Source organism: Arthrobacter sp. SDTb3-6, from assembly GCF_013376095.1.
Lineage (GTDB): Bacteria > Actinomycetota > Actinomycetes > Actinomycetales > Micrococcaceae > Specibacter.
In genome coordinates, this window is record NZ_JAAMFN010000007.1 from 105,002 (window position 1) to 122,401 (window position 17,400).

The following is a 17,400-nucleotide window of genomic DNA, read 5'->3' on the forward strand; positions in this document are numbered from 1 at the left end:
AGAGGCCAAACATTGGGGACGGCTAGAGAAGGTCGCGTTCGACGGCGAAGAGGGTCGCCGCCGCACGTGAAGAGACACCAATCTTGGCGTAGATGTGACGGATGTGGTGGTCGGCCGTGTTCGGGGAGATGCCGAGCGCCCCAGCGACGCCGTTTTTGGTCGCTCCCCGGCAGATGAGTCGGAGTACCTCGACCTCGCGTTCGGTAAGGCCGGCAGGCCAGGCCGGCGGCCCGCGGCGGGCCCGGAACCCGTCGGCGGCCAGAACGGCGTCGACCGCATCGGCGTGGAGGTGCTGCGGTGCGAGCCGGGCGAGGGCGGCCGCGGCCTGGGCCGGCACCTGTGTGCCGGGTCCCGGGGTCTCGAGGATGAGCTCGCGGAAGGTGTCGGCGGTGGCAAGGATGCGCGCTTCCCACGCAATGTCCGCGCCGGTGGCGCCGCGGTAGTAGCACGAGCCGTCCAGCCGCTCGTGGTGCAGCCCCGCGATCCGGGCGGGCGGGGCCGTCGTCGGCGCTCTCGCGAGGAACCGCTCGCTGTAGTACGGGTGCAGGCGCAGGCGCTCGACATCGGCCGGGGAGCTGCCGCGGTGGTCGGCGCGGTTCGGGACGGCGACCCGGCCCAGGTCCTGGACGGGGCCCACCCTCCGCACGAGCTCGGCATGCTCCGGGGCAGCCGCCGCGGCGAGCCCCGCGACGTCCCGGGAGTAGCCCGCCCGCCGTGGCTCCTTGAGATCGGCGAAGTCGGCGAACACGGACAGGACCTCATCGAGGCGCTCGGCTGGAACGCTCGCATGAGGCTGCGGCTCACGACGCAGCGCCACATCCCATGGCATCTTGGTGCGGGCGGCTTCGACGAGGCTGTCGAGGTTTGCGAGGTTTGCGAGGTTTGCGAGGGCCGCATGGGCGGGGTCCGGGTCGTAGGAGTGCCCTTCCCGCTCCCGCAGGGCCACGCTCACCGCCTCCCGCCCGCCGAGGCGGCCTATCACCTCGACGTCACGGGCGATGGCGAGAGCGGCGCGGGTCCCGTCCGTGAGGCCGAGCCGGGCCGCGAGCATTTCGGACGCCTCACAGTGCGCAGGAAGGGACCGGGCGCTGCACCGAGCACAGGGGCGATCGCGGCGCGCAGTGCGATGTCGCCGCCGCCTATGGCCGCCGATTCATGGGCGTCGGCGGTGCAGCCGGGGAAACGCAGGAGGGCCGTGTAGTAGACCTCGGGGGGACACCCGCCTCCGCTCCCGCAGTATTCGCGAGTTCGAGGGCCACCAGGCACGTCCTGAGGCGCTGTGCCATCGGCTGGCCCATGCCAAGATCCGTGGCGAGCGACATGGCAGCGATGAAATCGGCGAGGCGCAACGCAGGTGTCCTTGATCAATCATGCACAGCAATAGCGTCATCGCGCGATGCGTGGAGTACCGAAACGGACGCACTCTGGGTGCATGGACTCAAAGAAGATCATCCACCGCGTCATCCTCCTCCCCGGACGCGTGCTCCCCGCCGCGCCCGCCTACGGGGCCCTTCTGACGGCGCTCGGGGACGGCGTCGACGTGGTCGCGAAAGACCTCGAGGTCGATGCCGGTCCCATGCCACCGCTGGGCTACAGCGTTGATATCGAAGCCGAGGGGATCCTCCGGGCCGCCGACAAGTGCGGTTGGGACACCTTCCAGCTTGTGGGCTACTCCGGCGGCGGTGCGTCGGCCCTCGCGTTCGCCGCCTCGCACCCTGAGCGGCTTGAGACCCTGGGCCTGCTCGAGCCGGCGTGGGCGGGGAACTGGGGCTGGAGCACCGCACACAGGGCCCTGTGGACCAAATATCGGGCGCTTGAGGGTCTCCCGCCGGAAGAATTCATGGCCAAGTTCCTCAAGCTCGGCATACGACCCGGGGTCACTGCGGGGCTGCCCGTTCCTGGCGGTGAGCAGCCGCCATGGATGGCGCTGTGTCCGGCGGGCATCCACGCCCTCCTCCACACTTTCGAAACGTGCGAACTCGACCGCCATGCCGTGGCGAGGTTCGAGAAGCCCGTCTACTTCGCGCTCGGTGCCCTTTCCAACCCGGATGACCACGTCGAGATCGCAGAGCGGCTCTCCGGCGTCTTCCCCGACTTCCGCCTCGAGGTGTACGCCGGACGGCACCACTTTGATCCGCCACACCGCGCGGAGCCCGAACGTGTGGCAGGGGCACTGAAGGCGCTGTGGGATTCCACTGAGACAGGTGCCGCGGGGTGCGGCTTGGCAGGTGTGCGGGGCGTCGAAGGGTAATGCGTTGTTCCCCATCAGGGGACCACTGCGGTGCGAATAATCCGGCGGGACATACAAACTCATGAGACCCGGTGTCCACGAAGAAGTGGGACTGCACACTGTAAGGCTTGTTTTAGCTGGTCTGGGACTGGCTGGCAGGATTGGCACAGGTCGCTCCGCCTCGAGCCCATGACTCTTGATGCCAGACAAGGGCCACCAAGTCGGGCCATGCGCCAAAATGGCCGCGGCGTCAACCACCCGCCGGGTTCGGAATGGGTATGGATATTGGAAGGGCAACATTGCGCCGCGTGCGGCTTTGAGAGGCGAATTGGAGACACCGTGGTGGCACTCCGGGTTGTCGAAGAGTGTTTGAGGTCAATGACAGGGGGACCAGCATGGCTTCAACAAGTGGCGTGAAGTACGCGACGAGGGCTGTCAAGACGGTTCGCGGCATGGCGGCCAGGACGACGGCCAAGATGGAAAAAGAGGGCTGGGAGTTCGTCTCTCTAACCCAGGGGACAGTGCGGTCGGAGATGATCTTCCGCCGCCCGAAGCCAGGGATCAAGTGGAAGCCGATCGGGATCGGCGGTGGCCTGCCCGCTCTCCTGGTCATCGTGCCGCGCCCATTATCAATGGGCTTGGTGGCGGGGATGGTCGAAGCGGCAAGGCCGAGGGCTGGCCGTCGCCAACTCCGCCTCAGGTTGTGACAACCCAGGCAAGCACGCCATCAGTGGCGCCAGTGCGCGCGGAACCCGTGGTTATAGGCATCACAGTCGATGAGTTGCCGGACAAACCCAATTCGGCCAGGATGGGTGGACTTAAGGTTGGGGACCAGATGCAGCTGACTGGCGAACTGGTCATGTCCGGGCTTTGGATGACCGGGCGGCCGGCGGGTTCACCGTCTTGCTAAAAGCCCAAGGGGGAGCCCGGGACCTGCCCGTGTTCGTTAAAGAATCAGACGCCACCGGATGGAAAGACGGTACAAGGGCCCAGATGAATTTGGAAGTCGGCGAGGCGACGATCAAGGGTGAGACCACAGATGACTGGCTCCGGGCCGTGTCCGACAGGACGATCCCGTAGTTCGGCAGCTGCGCCGGTACCACCACCAGCGGGAGGTGTATTGGATGGCGGAGGGATGGTTCAAAGCGGAGGACGCTCCACCTTGAACCAGCTTCCGAGCTGGCGCCTGCGCCGGCGCCGCATGACACCCTGGTGGCCGGCAGGGGTCCTGGCCGGTGCGGGGGTTCCGGGATCACCTGCTTCGGCTGAAGGGGTGATCCGAAATGTATCTGAACCCTGGTTGAACTGCGCGGGCGGCTACGTCGTGTGTTGATCATGGAGCCGTCTGGGTTCCACTAAGGCGAACGGAGAACCGGCCATGAAACTTCACGTCAGAGTTGGGGTTGCCCTCAGCGCGGTGGCCCTGGCTGCCTTGACAGCTTGCGGCAGTACCGCCGCACCAGGAACTAATTCCGCCCCAGTGGGCTCGTCGAGCTCTATGTCATCCACTTCCGCCAACGGCGGCCTGCACACGGCCAGCACGGACTTGGGCACCATCCTGGTCAACGGTGCGGGAATGACCGTCTATTTCTACGGTCCCGACAAGGCGGGGGAAACCTCCAGCGCCTGCACCGGACCCTGCGCCAGCCTGTGGCCGGCGGTCAGCACGACGTCGGCCGCTCCCACCATCATGGGCGTCACCGGAAAGGTGGGAACCATTACCGGTGTGGATGGGGCGAAGCAGGTCACCTTGAACGGGCTGCCGCTGTACACCTACGCGGCTGACCAAAAGCCAGGGGACACCACCGGCCAGGGCTATGGGGGCATTTGGTGGGTGGTTGGCACCAACGGGGCCAAGATCACCTCTGCACCGGCCGCGACCTCGACGGCGCCGGCGCAGGGTGGCGGCGGTTACTGACACAGGAGTGCACCACATGCCGGCTACAGGGAACTGTGCCTGACAGCGTGGCTCCCTGCAGTCTCGGATGTTCAGCAGAACCATGGAATATGCTGGGGTGCTTGTGGTTGCTGACGGCGTCAGCCCGCTGCCGGGACCGAAATTCCGGCTGGCCATCATCGCATTCACCCCGGCAGTGGATCCCATCACCGGCCCATATTTTTGGTTCACTGGTTCGCTTGCGTCCAGGGAAGCGGAAGCCTGGGAGGTGGGCGGGCTAATTTATGTACCCCCGGGAAAGGCTGGCCAGCGTTCCGGACGGCCGCCGTCGTACCGGCCAGGACAACCGCGGCAGCCGCGGTGGCGGGCCCCAACATGCCCGGCATCCCGGTTGGCCCGGCCACCTGGCGGCGGCAGGCCGAACAGTGCGCAAGGTGTTCCTCGTAGTCGCGGCGCTCAGCAGTGGACAGGGGGCCGGACCCACAGGCCGCAAGCTACAGGACCGAATCGCCTGAAGCGTCCATCACCGGCTCCCCACAGTGCAGCCGGGACTTCACTGTTCCCGCCAGGAGATCCAGGGCCATCGCAATCGCCGCGGTTTCCGCGCCGGCGTAATAGGCCAGCTGGATCACCTCGCGATGTTCTGTGCTGGGAGCCTCCAGCACGTCCCCGACCAGACCGGCATCCACAACCCGATCGGTATGCCCGGCGGAGGGAACCTCCGGCAACTGGTCCGTGCCGAAGCAGTGCCGGCGCCGGGCATTGCGCCAACCATCAATGACCAGGTTCCTTGCCCCGTGAAAGCCCGGCACGCAGTGCCGATGGATCCTGCGCCAAAAGCTGAGGATGCCGCCAGACGGGCAATGGGGCCTCCTGATCGATGTCCTCCGCCTGAAGCTTTACGCACCATGGACCAGCAGGCAATAGCTGCTTGTTTAACCGTGGCCGCCGCGGGGGCGCGGCTTCAACAAGCCGAGGAGTGCCAGGACGGCGCCTGCCGCTTCGGCAATTGCGCTGAGGGATTTTTGAAAATACCAGACGGGCTCATACATGGCCGGAACCGGACCGAACGCAGGGACATTTACGTACCGGTACAAGAGGACAAGGAAGACTCCGCCACCGGCGACGATCACAGCCGCTGCATAAGCCGGTCGGCTGCCGCGTACGAGGACGTACAGCCCGACGAGGATCGCAATCGTGGCCTCAATACGGAACAGGGTGCCTTGCCCGATGCCTGCCGGAACGGCCAGTTGGTAATAGGCGGCCAGCTGCAGGTGCACGGTTGCGTCGATAGCCAAGGCTCCGGCAACCAGCAGCCGAAGCACGATGTCCAGCGCACCTTTGGGAGATTTCATCTCTGCCCTTCCCTGGAACAGTGGTTCTCGCGCTTTCCTTGGTCATTGTCAACGTGTGTCGAGGAGCGACATTGGCAGTGTCCGGATTGCAGGACCCCGTCAGCTGTTATTACGGGGCAGGAAATCATCCGGTTCAATACTTGAACCGGATGGCCCCAGATCGACCGGAGCTGATGGGCTGCCCGGTGGTCGCATTCGTCGCTGGAGCCAGGGGCACGCAAGCTGTTGAGCGCAGCCGGTAGGCGCATGGCCGGGTAATCCAATTTCCCTGCCCGGATATCGTGCCAGTCACGTGCCTTGGTTCGGCGACCTGGATGGATTTCGGTGCAAATCGGCCAACCACGGTGCCATGGCGGGCCATGGTCATTCCCGTCAACGCGCTTTCCACCTTTGCCGAGAGTCGTTGATGGGCCCGCGTTTCGGGACACAATGGTTTCGAGACACTGAGCCTGTTGAGGGAGGAGCCGGACGCCGGTGAGGTGTATCGCCTGCGGACCGAGTGGGGGCGGCCAGGCCTTGCGCATCGCGGACCGTCCTGGACGGTTTCGGGCATGCGGGGCCCGGTCTTCACTTCTGAAGAGGGCCAGGGGCTACGGTTCCCTTTTATTGTTTCCTGCGGAGATGGTGGCGAGGTCCTGTCGGAACGTTTCTGGTTCATTGGTGACGGGGAGGTTGACGTTGTCTTCGGCGGCGTCGAGTGGTCCTTCCGGGTCTGCTGTCAAGGAGTCGAAAACTGCGGTGAGGTCGTCTTGTTCCGGTCCGTGGTCCGCGATGAGTTCGAGGGTTTTGTGGTCGGCGGCGTCGATGCGCAGGCTGTCGATGAGGACGCGGGCGATCTGGTCCCGGGCGATGACGCCGTCAGCGGGTGAGCCAGCCTGTCGTTTGTCGCCCTGGAGCATGATGATCTTCCGCTGATCGGGTTGGTTGTAGTCGAACCACCCCGGGCGCACGATCGAGTAGGGGTTGCCGCTGGCCCGGACGAGCCGCTCGCTTCGGAGCTTCCAGGTAGCGTAGGCGACTCCCGGTCGGGTAGTGCCGATGGCTGTCATGAGGGCGATCCGGACCCGCCGGCCACGCAGGGCCTTGAGGACGTTGGCGACGCCGGCGTAGTCGTTATCCCGCACGTCGCGTTCACTGGTGGTGGAACCGTGGGTGAAGACAATTGCGTCCACCTCCTGGACAACCGCGGCAAGGGTTTTGGGAAGGGTCAGGTCGCCGACGACGAGTTCGACGCCGTCGGGGAGGGTTTTGGCGGCGCGGGCCTTGTCGCGGACGAGGGCCCGCACGGTGTAGCCCTGCCGTATCGCTTCGGCTGCGGCATAGCGGCCGATGCTGCCGGTGGCACCGGCAATCAATACCGTTGACGGGTGGTTTGTCATCGTTTCCCCTTGACAGTGGCTTCTGTTGTTTCGCGCTGGGTGGCCGCCCAGCTGGCGAGGAGTTTCAGTGCGTCTTCTGAGGGTGTGCTGGGGTCGGCCGTGTAGACGTTGATGCGCAGTCCCGGGTCGGCGGGAAGTTCCATGGCCTCGTAGCTCAGGTCCAGGTCACCAACGATCGGGTGATGCAGGCGTTTGCGGCCGGTGCGGTGGTATTTCACATCGTGGCGGGCCCATCGGGTGCGGAACTCTTCGCTGCGGGTCGAGAGTTCACCGACCAGGTCGGTGAGGTCTTTGTCGTAGGGGTTTTTCCCGGCGGCGGACCGCAGGACAGCGACGACGTCGTCAGCGGCCCGCTCCCAGTCGATGAAGAATTCGCGTGCTTTCGGGTCCAGGAAGGTGAACCGCGCGCTGTTAGGCGTAGCGGCACCTTCTTTCATCATGTCCAGGTATAGTGCCCGGCCCAGCTCGTTGGCGGCGAGGACATCCCCGCGGTCATTGCGTACCCAGGCCGGCGCCGTCGCGATGGCATCGATGACGCGTTGCACGCTCGGGCGGACTGTGAGCGGGCTACGCTTGCGCCGGACCCTGGGAGAAGCGGTCGCGGCGCGGGCCAGGTCGAAAAGGTGGGCCGTTTCGGCGTCGTCAAGTTTCAAGGCGCGTCCGAGGGCTTCGAGGACGCTGTCGGAGGCGCCGGAGAGGTTTCCGCGTTCAAGGCGGATGTAGTAGTCGATGCTCATGCCGGCGAGCATGGCAACTTCCTCGCGGCGCAGGCCGGTGACGCGGCGGTTGCCGCCATAGGCCGGAAGCCCGGCTTCCTCGGGCGTGATCCTTGCACGGCGGGAGCTGAGGAACTTCCGTACGTCGTCGCTGTGTGTCATGGTAGCCACGCTACGCCGCCGTCGCGGGCGGAGGGAGGGACTGTCATTACCCGGAACGTCAGTGACTCCCGGACCCTAAGAATGCACGGTTGCATGGAGAACATGAAACCGGCACCCACCTCCGCCCCGCATCCGGGAGCGATCCTGGCGATCATCCTCGCCAGCTACTTCATGATCCTGCTGGACAACTCGGTGATCTTCACCGCGCTGCCCAGCCTTCAAGCCGAGCTGCGGCTGGGCACCAGTGGGCTTTCCTGGGTCCAGGACGCCTACACCTTGGTGTTCGGCGGGCTGCTGCTCCTCGGCGCGAGGGCTGGTGACCTGCTGGGCCGGCGGCGTGTGTTCGTGTTCGGGCTGGTGGTGTTCTCCATCGCGTCACTGTTGATCGGCCTGGCCCCGGCGGGCTGGTGGGCGATCGCCGGTCGTGCCGTGCAGGGTATCGGGGCTGCGGTCGTTGCGCCCGCGTCGCTGTCGTTGCTGACGGCCAGCTTCCCGGAAGGCCGTGAGCGCACCCGGGCCGTGTCCCTCTACGGTGCGACTGCCGGGATCGGTGCCAGCCTCGGGCTGGTGATCGGCGGCGCGCTCGCCCATTGGATTTCGTGGCGGGCCGGGTTCTTCGTCAACGTGCCGATCGGCGTGGCGATGATCGCCCTGGCCCCCAGGTTTCTTCCGGAAACCGGTCGGGTGACCGGACGCTTCGACGTGGGCGGGGCGCTGGCTGCGACCCTCGGCGTGGGTGCACTGGTATTTGGGATCATTGACTCTGCGGCAGTGGGCTGGACCTCGTTGGTCACCGTTACGGCCGTGGGCGCCGGCGTCGTATTCCTGGTCGTGTTTGTGCTGATCGAACGCAGGGCGGCGCAGCCGATCATGCCATTGCGGCTGTTCGCGAGCCGCCGTCGCACTGGCGCGTATGTGGCACGCTTCCTCTACCTCGGTGCGATGATCGGGTTCTTCTTCTTCACCACCCAATTCATGCAGGAAGTCCTTGGCTTCGACCCGCTGCAGGCCGGCCTCGGATTCCTGCCCATGACCGCCGTGAACTTCGCCGTCGCGATGAGCATTCCGCCGCTGGCCAGGCGGATGTCGGGCTCGGTTGCCCTGCTGGCCGGGATCCTGGTCACCCTCGCAGGGATGTTCTGGCTCAGCCGCGCCGGTGTCGACTCCAGCTACTGGGCGGGCGTTGCCCTGCCGATGGTCCTCATTGGCGCCGGCCAGGGGTTTGCCTTCGCGCCCCTGACCTCATTTGGAATTATTGGGGCCCCTGCGGCTGATGCCGGCGCGGCTTCGGGCCTGGTGAACACCTTCCACCAGGTTGGTACCTGCCTGGGGCTCGGCATAGCGGTCGCGGCCGCAGCCACCGTTCCCAGCGGAGGCCCCGAGACGGCGCACCTGGCCGCACACGTCAGCACCGCACTCACCACAGGCAGCGTCCTCCTTTTCCTGGCCCTGGTCACCACAGCGGCCCTCATCCTGCCCGCAGATCTTGCGGTCCGGCGAGTCGGGAAAACATGGACGGCCGCGCCCGTGCCGGAGGCTGGGCCGGCCCGCTGATCTGAATGAGACCCGGTCCCCGGGGGCCCGGACAACTACACGCATCCACTTTCTCTGCCTCCTTCACTCCCCAATCCACGCGTTCAGCACCAGAAAGGAAATTGCAAAGAAAACACGCAAGCTCGGCGACGGCCTTGAGACATCGGCCATCGGCCTCGGTTGCATGGGGTTGAGCCTTGGTCTTGGCCCCGCTACCGACCGGACCGAGGCCCTTGCGGTGGTCCGGTCTGCCGCCGAACGCGGCGTCACCTTGTTCGACACCGCCGAAGGCTACGGCCCCTACACTAACGAAGGGCTGGTCGGCGAAGCGCTGCAGCCCATCCGCGACGGCGTCCTGGTGGCTACCAAGTTCGGGTTTGACATCAACGCCAATGGGGAAACAGTTGGACTTAGCAGCCGCCCGGGACACCTTCGGAAGGTGGTGGAGGCGTCGCTGCGCCGGCTGCGCACCGATCACATCGACGTGCTGTACCAGCACCGGGTCCATCCGGACATCCCGATGGAGGACGTCGCCGGCACCGTCAAGGAGCTCATCGCTGATGGCAAGGTGCGCCACTTTGGCCTGTCCGAGGCGAGCGAGACAAGCATCTGCCGTGCACATGCCGTCCAACCGGTCGCGGTCATCCAGGACCATTACTCACTGTGGATGCGGGAACCAAGAAGCCCGGGGCCTGCGAAGGGCTGCGGATCGGGCTGGTCGCCTGGGGTCCGCTCGGCCAGGGATTCCTCACCGGCGGCATCACTCGGGACATGAGGTTCGACAACCCTGATGATCTCCGCGCGGACTTCCCGCGCTTTACGTCGGAGGCACTTGAGGCGAACTTCGCCGTCGTCGACTTCCTCGAGGACTTCGGAGCCGAAAAAGGCACCTCCCCGGCGCAACTGGAGCTGGCCTGGCTCCTGGCCCAGAAACCGTGGGTCGTTCCGATCCCCGGCGGCACCCGCCTGGCCCACCTGGACGACAACCTGCCCGCGGCCGAACTCGAACTCACCGCATCTGACCTGCACCGGATCGACCAAGCCCTCGGCGCCCTCGACCTCGTCGGGGCACCGCTTTCGGCAGGGCTGGACGCTGTCATCGACCGCGACCGCTAACTGCACGGTCAACCTGCCGGCCAATCATCGGCGCCGCCCAGGGGCACCGCTGATTGGCCAGCCCCGACCCTCATCGAAACCGCCCGCTGAACCAACACACCTGCCTTCATGGGGGTACTGACAGGCACTCCCAAGTGGTCCGTGCCCGGTGTTCACTGGAACCGACAACACAGTAAGGAAACCCACCATGCGAGCAACACTGATGTACGGCGCAGGAGACGTGCGCGTCGAAACCGTTCCCCATCCCACCATCCAGGAACCCACCGACGCTATCGTGCGCATCGTCGCCGGCTGCATCTGCGGCAGCGACCTCTGGCCCTACGGCGCCAAACCCGAAACCTCCGAAGGAGCCCGGATGGGGCACGAGTTCGTCGGCGTCGTCGAAGAACTCGGCTCCGCGGTGACAGGACTGTCGATCGGCGACTTCGTCATCGCGCCGTTCGTCGCCTCCGACGGCACCTGCGATTTCTGCAAGGAAGGACTGCAGACCTCCTGCCGCCACGGTGCCCACTGGGGCGGCCACGACGACGGCGGCCAAGGCGAATACGCGCGGGTCCCGCAGGCCTCAGGAACCCTCGTCTCAGTACCCGCCGGGTTCGACGAGAACCTGATCCCGTCCCTGCTGAGCCTCTCCGATGTCATGTCCACCGGATACCACGCAGCCAGGAAGGCCGGCATCCAGCCCGGCCAGGGCGTTACCGTGATCGGTGACGGCGCAGTGGGCCTCTGCGCCATCCTCTCCGCCAGGCTCATGGGTGCTTCCCGCATCATCCTCATGGGCCGCCACCAGGCCCGCACCGACCTCGGCCGTGAATTCGGCGCCACCGACGTGGTGGCCGAGCGCGGCGAGGAAGGCATCGCCAAGGTCCGGGAACTCACCAACGGTGACGGCACCCATGCCGTACTCGAAGCCGTGGGGCTCAAGCCCGCACTCGAGATGGCGATCGGCGTCGTCCGCGACGGAGGGGTCATCAGCCGCGTCGGAGCCCCGCAGTTCGCCGAGGTTCCGCTCGGATTCGCCGACTTCATGCGCAACATCACGCTCACCGGCGGCGTCGCACCCGCCAGGGCCTACATCGAGGAACTCCTGCCGCTCGTGCTCGACGGCACCATCGAACCCGGCAGGGTCTTCGATCGCACCATCGGCCTGGACGATGTCCCGGCCGGCTACCAAGCCATGGCCGACCGCGACGCACTCAAAGTGCTCGTCCGCCCCTAACCAAAGGACCAAAACCTCATGGACATCACACTCAACAACGGCACCACCATGCCGGCCCTCGGGCTCGGCGTCTTCCAAAGCCCGCCCGAAGAAACAACGGCCGCGGTCGAAGCCGCCCTGGCTGCCGGTTACCGGCACATCGACACCGCCGCCGCCTACGGCAACGAACGAGAGGTCGGCGACGGCATCCGCAGGTCCGGGCTCGACCGGTCCGACGTGTTCATCGAAACCAAGGTCTGGGTCAGCGACTACGGTTACGACAAAACGCTGCACGCCTGGGAGAAGGCGGTCAGCAAGCTCCGCGTCGACTACCTGGATCTGCTGATCCTGCACCAGCCGGTGCCGGGCCGCTTCGAGAAAACCATCGCCGCGTACCAGGCGCTGGAGACCCTGCTCGCCGACGGGCGCGTCCGCGCGATCGGCGTCAGCAACTTCATGCCGCACCACCTGGCGCAGCTGCTCGCAGCAACCGACGTCATCCCGGCGGTGAACCAGGTGGAGCTGCACCCTTACTTCACCCAGCCGGATGTCCGGGCGGCCGACGCCGAACACGGCATCCTCACGCAGGCCTGGTCGCCGATCGGCGGCATCACCTTCTACCCCGGCTGGGGCGAGGAAAGGAAGAACGTCATGCAAGACCCGGCCATCGCCGCGATCGCTGAAGCGCATGGCAAGACGCCCGCGCAGGCCATGCTGCGCTGGCACCTGCAGCAAGGCCGCTCAGCCATCCCCAAATCGACCAACCCGGCACGGATCGTGGAGAACTTCGACGTCTTCGACTTCGACTTGTCTTTGGACGAGCTGGCGGCCATCGACGCGCTGCACACCGGAGTCCGCAACGGCCCCGACCCGGACGCCTCCCGCGACCAGTGGTTCGATGTGTCCATCCCCGAAGCCTAAGCACGACAGAACCAGACCAGAGAGAAGGAACCAGCATGGAATACCGCTCGCTTGGCCGCACCGGAGTCAAAGTCAGCCCGTTGTGCCTGGGTGCGATGATGTTCGGCCCTTGGGGTAACGCGGACCGCGCTGACAGCATACGCATCATCCACCGCGCCCTTGATGCAGGGATCAATTTCGTCGACACCGCCGACGTCTACTCCGGCGGGGTGTCCGAGGAGATCGTCGGGCAGGCGCTGGAAGGCAGGCGTGATGACGTTTTCCTCGCCACCAAGTTCGTCATGCCCATGAACCAGGATGACCCCAACGAGCGTGGCGGCTCCCGCCGGTGGATCATCCGTGAGGTGGAGAACTCCCTGCGCCGGCTGAAGACCGATTACATCGACCTGTACCAGGTGCACCGGCCCAGCCCGGACACGGACGTGGAGGAAACCCTTGGCGCGCTCACCGACCTGGTCCGTCAGGGCAAGGTCCGGTACATCGGGTCCTCGTCCTACTCCGGATCCCAGATCGTCGAAGCCCAGTGGGCGTCCCGGGAGCGGCATCTGGAACGGTTCGTTACCGAACAGCCGCCCTATTCGATTCTGGTCCGCGGCATCGAGGAGGACGTCCTGCCCACGGTGCAGCGCCACGGCATGGGCACCCTCACCTACAGCCCGCTTAGCGGGGGATGGCTCTCGGGTCGGTGGCGAAAGGACTCCGCGTCCGCACCCACCTCAAGCGCCCGGCCGAATGCCCGCTTCGATATGACCCGCCCCGCCAACCAGCGCAAGCTGGACATCGTGGAGGACCTGGCTCTTCTGGCCGAAGAGACCGGGCTGACACTGATCGAACTGGCCATCTCGTTCGCGATCAACCACCCTGGCGTCACCTCCGCCATTGTCGGGCCCCGCACCATGGAACACCTCGAGTCCTACCTTCCGGCCGCGGACACGAAACTCACCGTCGATCTGCTGGACAGGATCGATGATCTGGTCGCCCCGGGCGTCACCGTCAATCCGGAGGACAACAGCTACGGGGCGCATGAACTTACCGCCCGGGCACGCCGGCGGAACCAGTCGTGAGCGACGACTCCATCGGTTCACTTTTCGAAACCATGTGCCAGGCGATGGTGGCCGGTGACATCGCGGAACTGGACAGCCTCCTTGCCGAGGAGTTCACGCTGACCCACATGACCGGTTATGTGCAGTCCAAGGCTGAATGGCTCGACGCCATCGAAACCGGCGAAATGCGGTACCACCGGATGGAGACAGCCGAGGCACACTCAAGCCCGGAGGGGACCGCACCCGGGCTGACTGCACGGACACTCACCGACGCCACGATTTGGGGATCCAGGGCCACGTGGCGGTTGACGCTCCGCTCCTGGTTTGAGCCAAGAGGCGAGGAATGGATCGTCACACGAACGGTCGCATCAACCTGGTAACTCCCCATCACAACGAAGACACTGCGCGGCATCGGATCACAAGAAAATGAGGAGGACCTGATGGAGGGCTTGGAGACCGTTGTGCTCCTGGGTGTGACGGTGCTTGCCGGTGCCGTATTGGCTCCGCGGCTCCGCGTTGCCGCCCCTTTGCTGCTGCTGGTTTTCGGCCTTCTCCTTGGCTTCGTTCCGCAGCTGCGGCACATCCAGCTGCCACCGGAGACGGTGCTGTTGATCTTCCTCCCCGTCATGCTGTTCTGGGAAAGCCTGACCACCTCACTCCGGTCCATCCGGCGGGACCTGCGTGGCATCGTGTTGCTCAGCACGCTGCTGGTAGTCGCCTCCGCCCTCGTAGTCGCGGGAGTGGCACACCTTCTCGGCCTGCCGTGGAACGCGGCTCTTATCCTCGGGGCGGCCCTCGCGCCTCCCGACGCGACCGCCGTCGCTGCTCTCGGGCGGATGCTTCCGAGCCGGAACTTCATGCTGCTCAGGGCCGAAAGCCTGACAAATGACGGCACCGCCCTGGTACTGTACGCCATCGCCGTGGGCCTGACACTGGGCGGCAACTACACCCTGGTCGATATTGCCGGGTTGTTCGTCCTCTCCTACGCCGGAGGGGCGGCAGCCGGCGTGCTGGTCGCCGGGGCGGCCTATCTGTTCCTGTCCAGGGTACGTGACCCGCTCATCACCAACATTGCACTGCTGATCACCCCCTTCGCTGCTTTCCTGCTCGCTGAAGCCGTAGGAGCCTCGGGCGTGCTGGCCGTTGTGGTGGCCGGGCTGATCATCTCCTTCATATCCAGCCGGATCAGCACAGCAGCATCCCGCCGCCAGATGGAGTCCGCATGGCCCTTGGGATCCTACCTGCTCAACGGAGCCCTGTTCGTCCTCATCGGACTTCAAGTCCAGGCCGCTGTCCACGCGATTGAGCTCCGGAACGTGGGCCGGCTTCTGGTGTCAACAGTTGCCGTGTGGGTCGCGCTCATCGTGATCCGGTTCATCTTCCAAACCCTGAGCATCACCCTCATCCGGCTCCTGGACCGGAGCCCCTCCCAACGCAAGCGCAGAATGACCTACCGCGCCCGCGTCGTCAGCTCCATCGCGGGCTTCCGCGGAGCAGTGTCCCTGGCCATCGCCCTGTCCGTGCCATCAATACTGAACGACGGCAGCCCTCTCCCCGGACACGGCGACATCATCTTCATCAGCGCCGGGGTGATCGTGCTGACCATGCTCGTGCAGGGACCTCTGCTGCCTGCGGTCGTCCGCTGGGCCCGGCTGCCCGATGAGCCCGAGGAAGAAGAACTGCACCTGGCAGAACTTGCGATCTCCTCCGCAGCCGTCCAAGCCATTGACGACCTCGCGGACCGACTCGGAATCACACCGGAGGTCCAGGACCGCGTCGCGGACGAATACCGAACCCATCATTCAGCGATACAAGCCCTGTACCGCGGCTCTGGCACGGACGGAACCACACAGTCACGCCAGGAAGAACAGACGCTCCGCCACGCCCTGCTCCACACAAAGCGTGAAGTACTCCTCGCCCAGCGCCTCGCCGGAACCGTCGATGACACCGTCGCACGGCGAATCCAAACCAGCCTCGACATCGAAGAACAACGCCTCACCGGCGTCGAGACATACGACTGACACCTCCAGGCAACCACAGCTTCACAACCGAAAGAAGGATTAACATGGCAGACCAGCCCAAGCAGGTCGGCGGCGGCCAAAAGATGTTCGGCGACTTCGCCCCGAAGCTCGCCGTATTCACTGCCGGAGGAAACACTGAACAATTGGGCTCCCGCCTTGCCCGGGCCCTCGACAATGGACTGACCCAGGAGGAGCTCACCGAAGCCATCACCCACGTCACGCTCTACGCCGGCTGGCCCAGGGGCATGTCCGCAATGGGCGTCGCCAAGCAAGTCTTCGCGGACAAGATATAAGGAGGCAATGATGAACATCGAACCCACCGTTCCGACCACAAAGAAACCGCCGGCCCACTTTGCCGGTGACGTGTGGCTTGACCCGATCGCTCTTCCCCACGAGAACGATCAGACGATGGTCGTTGCGACCGTCCGTTTCGCACCCGGAGCACGCACGGCCTGGCACTCGCACCAGTACGGTCAGTATCTGCGTCTCACCCAAGGTGTTGGGCGCTTCGGCACCCGGGACGGAAAGATCATCGAAGTCCACCCCGGCCAGACGCTGTACACTCCGCCCGGCGAAGAGCACTGGCACGCCGCCGCCCCCGGCTGCTTCATGGAATACCTCGCCATGCTCCAAAACGGCGAGGGCCCCGCCAAGACCACCGCCTGGGGCGAGCACATCACCGACGACGCGTACAACGGTCGCTAACCGCAGCTCGCGATTCACGGACCAAGAGAAGGCGGAGGTTATCCTGACGAGGACAACCCCTGTGTATCCACCGTTAGTTACGAGACACGCTTGAGCAGCTCGTGCCGAAGCTGATCGGCTACGCACTCGTTTCGACGCGGCAACGTGGTTCAGCCCCTTCGTATGGCGCCATGCCTCCGAACGTGAATTCAAGCAGCGGGAATCCGACCATTAACGTTCTCGGGATCCTGTTGAATGAGACAGCGCGTGATACGACACATACTGGAATATGGCCATGAACACCTTGCCTGCAGCGAAGTCAGACATCGTTCGCAAGTGAGTTGCGCCGAAGCTCGATGGCCAGGAATTAAGGAGCCGGCCCAAGTGCACCCTTTGACCGCTTGAGCGGCCCGGAAACCATGTCGGATTACGTAAAAGTGATTGCCGTGGCGCTAAAGGGAGAGCTCTCCCTGCTGAAAATGGGGAGCGGAATCGCCGGAATTTTTTGACGAATCGGGCGAGTAATTAGGGGAGTTGGTCCCAAAGGTCCTAGCTTGCGGTATACAACCGCAGGTCAGGACCACATTGTGCCCCGGGCCGGACTCGAACCGGCGGCCAAGAGAGAATCAGGACAATCATGCCAACAGCTCCTGTTGACCGTCGAAAACTGCTTGTTTCCGGGGGATAGGGGCCGATTGCGGTCCATTGGCATGTCACTATTCGTGGTTGGTTTCGTTCAAAAACGTGAATAAAACGTGACGAGGACACTGCAGCGCAGCGCCGGAGCTGCTCTTTGGTGGCCGTTTGCAGGTTCATCGACACGGAAGATGGCTTGTCAGCGCTTGTGTGTGGGCGGCCGTCTCGTCTCAATAGTTGGTGTTGTTGAGGGTGTGGTTACGTGGCCGCTCGACGTGCGGCCAACATTGGCGGCGAAAATGTTCGTTGGTGACGTTTCTGGTGGGGGGCGGAGCGCTATCGGTCATGATTTGGTGGCCGTTTGCGTCCAATTTGACGGTTCGGTCAGCCCAGATTGAGATCAAATCTGTAGGCCAAGTTGCGAACAGTGAGTAGGTGGCGAAATACCCGCGAGGTGCTTGGCCGTCAGGCAATGGGCTCGACGCTAACCGTGAATTCTAGCGGTCATG

Annotated in this window: 19 protein-coding genes; 13 read left to right on the forward strand and 6 right to left on the reverse strand. The window is 64.9% G+C overall.

What is annotated here, in order from left to right:
• Positions 1-22 precede the first annotated feature (22 nt).
• Complete coding sequence (locus G6035_RS05625; RefSeq protein ID WP_176616086.1) at positions 23-1,051, reverse strand: HD domain-containing phosphohydrolase; 1,029 nt, start codon at positions 1,049-1,051, stop codon at positions 23-25.
• A gap of 381 nt (positions 1,052-1,432) precedes the next feature.
• Here G6035_RS05625 and G6035_RS05630 point away from each other — a divergent pair, with 381 nt between their 5' ends.
• The 3 genes from G6035_RS05630 (at position 1,433) to G6035_RS05640 (ending at position 4,148) form a co-directional block, all read left to right on the forward strand.
• A complete protein-coding gene (locus G6035_RS05630; protein ID WP_256127758.1) occupies positions 1,433-2,251 on the forward strand; it encodes an alpha/beta fold hydrolase in 819 nt (272 codons plus the stop codon).
• A gap of 374 nt (positions 2,252-2,625) precedes the next feature.
• Positions 2,626-2,937: a hypothetical protein gene (locus G6035_RS05635; RefSeq protein ID WP_176616087.1), complete on the forward strand. Its 312-nt coding sequence runs from the start codon at positions 2,626-2,628 to the stop codon at positions 2,935-2,937.
• Positions 2,938-3,728: 791 nt separating this feature from the next.
• Positions 3,729-4,148, forward strand: coding sequence for a hypothetical protein (locus G6035_RS05640; RefSeq protein WP_256127759.1), 420 nt, complete (start codon positions 3,729-3,731; stop codon positions 4,146-4,148).
• Positions 4,149-4,354: 206 nt separating this feature from the next.
• On the opposite strand, the gene G6035_RS20525 is transcribed toward G6035_RS05640, so the two are convergent.
• The 5 genes from G6035_RS20525 to G6035_RS05665 form a co-directional block, all read right to left on the reverse strand.
• Complete coding sequence (locus tag G6035_RS20525) at positions 4,355-4,597, reverse strand: zf-HC2 domain-containing protein (RefSeq protein ID WP_176616125.1); 243 nt, start codon at positions 4,595-4,597, stop codon at positions 4,355-4,357.
• A 24-nt stretch (positions 4,598-4,621) separates the two neighbouring features.
• Positions 4,622-4,939, reverse strand: coding sequence for a hypothetical protein (locus G6035_RS05650; RefSeq protein WP_176616089.1), 318 nt, complete (start codon positions 4,937-4,939; stop codon positions 4,622-4,624).
• A gap of 123 nt (positions 4,940-5,062) precedes the next feature.
• Positions 5,063-5,482, reverse strand: coding sequence for a hypothetical protein (locus G6035_RS05655; RefSeq protein ID WP_176616090.1), 420 nt, complete (start codon positions 5,480-5,482; stop codon positions 5,063-5,065).
• A gap of 590 nt (positions 5,483-6,072) precedes the next feature.
• A complete protein-coding gene (locus G6035_RS05660; RefSeq protein ID WP_176616091.1) occupies positions 6,073-6,861 on the reverse strand; it encodes an SDR family oxidoreductase in 789 nt (262 codons plus the stop codon).
• Positions 6,858-7,739 (reverse strand): helix-turn-helix transcriptional regulator, encoded by an 882-nt coding sequence (locus tag G6035_RS05665; RefSeq protein ID WP_218062982.1) that lies wholly within the window; start codon positions 7,737-7,739, stop codon positions 6,858-6,860. Before G6035_RS05665 ends, G6035_RS05660 begins: the two co-directional genes overlap by 4 nt.
• 93 nt (positions 7,740-7,832) lie before the next feature.
• Between G6035_RS05665 and G6035_RS05670 the strand changes: the two genes are divergently transcribed.
• The 10 genes from G6035_RS05670 (at position 7,833) to G6035_RS05710 (ending at position 16,276) form a co-directional block, all read left to right on the forward strand.
• The gene (locus G6035_RS05670) at positions 7,833-9,293 is read left to right on the forward strand and encodes an MFS transporter (protein WP_256127760.1); all 1,461 of its coding nucleotides are present in this window, start codon (positions 7,833-7,835) and stop codon (positions 9,291-9,293) included.
• Positions 9,294-9,456: 163 nt separating this feature from the next.
• Entirely contained in the window at positions 9,457-10,047 is a 591-nt protein-coding gene (locus G6035_RS19970; protein ID WP_256127761.1) for an aldo/keto reductase, read from the forward strand.
• The gene (locus tag G6035_RS19975) at positions 9,936-10,388 is read left to right on the forward strand and encodes an aldo/keto reductase (RefSeq protein ID WP_371130867.1); all 453 of its coding nucleotides are present in this window, start codon (positions 9,936-9,938) and stop codon (positions 10,386-10,388) included. Before G6035_RS19970 ends, G6035_RS19975 begins: the two co-directional genes overlap by 112 nt.
• Positions 10,389-10,575: 187 nt before the next feature.
• Entirely contained in the window at positions 10,576-11,607 is a 1,032-nt protein-coding gene (locus G6035_RS05680; protein WP_176616093.1) for a zinc-dependent alcohol dehydrogenase family protein, read from the forward strand.
• 18 nt (positions 11,608-11,625) lie between these two features.
• On the forward strand, positions 11,626-12,507 hold the full coding sequence (locus G6035_RS05685; protein ID WP_176616094.1) for an aldo/keto reductase: 882 nt from the start codon (positions 11,626-11,628) through the stop codon (positions 12,505-12,507).
• A gap of 35 nt (positions 12,508-12,542) precedes the next feature.
• Positions 12,543-13,571, forward strand: a complete 1,029-nt coding sequence (locus G6035_RS05690) for an aldo/keto reductase (RefSeq protein ID WP_176616095.1) — start codon at positions 12,543-12,545, stop codon at positions 13,569-13,571.
• Positions 13,568-13,930 (forward strand): nuclear transport factor 2 family protein, encoded by a 363-nt coding sequence (locus G6035_RS05695; RefSeq protein ID WP_176616096.1) that lies wholly within the window; start codon positions 13,568-13,570, stop codon positions 13,928-13,930. The genes G6035_RS05690 and G6035_RS05695 overlap by 4 nt, the downstream gene beginning before the upstream one ends.
• 60 nt (positions 13,931-13,990) lie before the next feature.
• Entirely contained in the window at positions 13,991-15,571 is a 1,581-nt protein-coding gene (locus tag G6035_RS05700) for a Na+/H+ antiporter (RefSeq protein WP_176616097.1), read from the forward strand.
• Positions 15,572-15,615: 44 nt separating this feature from the next.
• Positions 15,616-15,864, forward strand: coding sequence for a carboxymuconolactone decarboxylase family protein (locus G6035_RS05705; RefSeq protein ID WP_176616098.1), 249 nt, complete (start codon positions 15,616-15,618; stop codon positions 15,862-15,864).
• Positions 15,865-15,874: 10 nt separating this feature from the next.
• Complete coding sequence (locus G6035_RS05710; protein ID WP_176616127.1) at positions 15,875-16,276, forward strand: cupin domain-containing protein; 402 nt, start codon at positions 15,875-15,877, stop codon at positions 16,274-16,276.
• Positions 16,277-17,400: the final 1,124 nt, after the last annotated feature.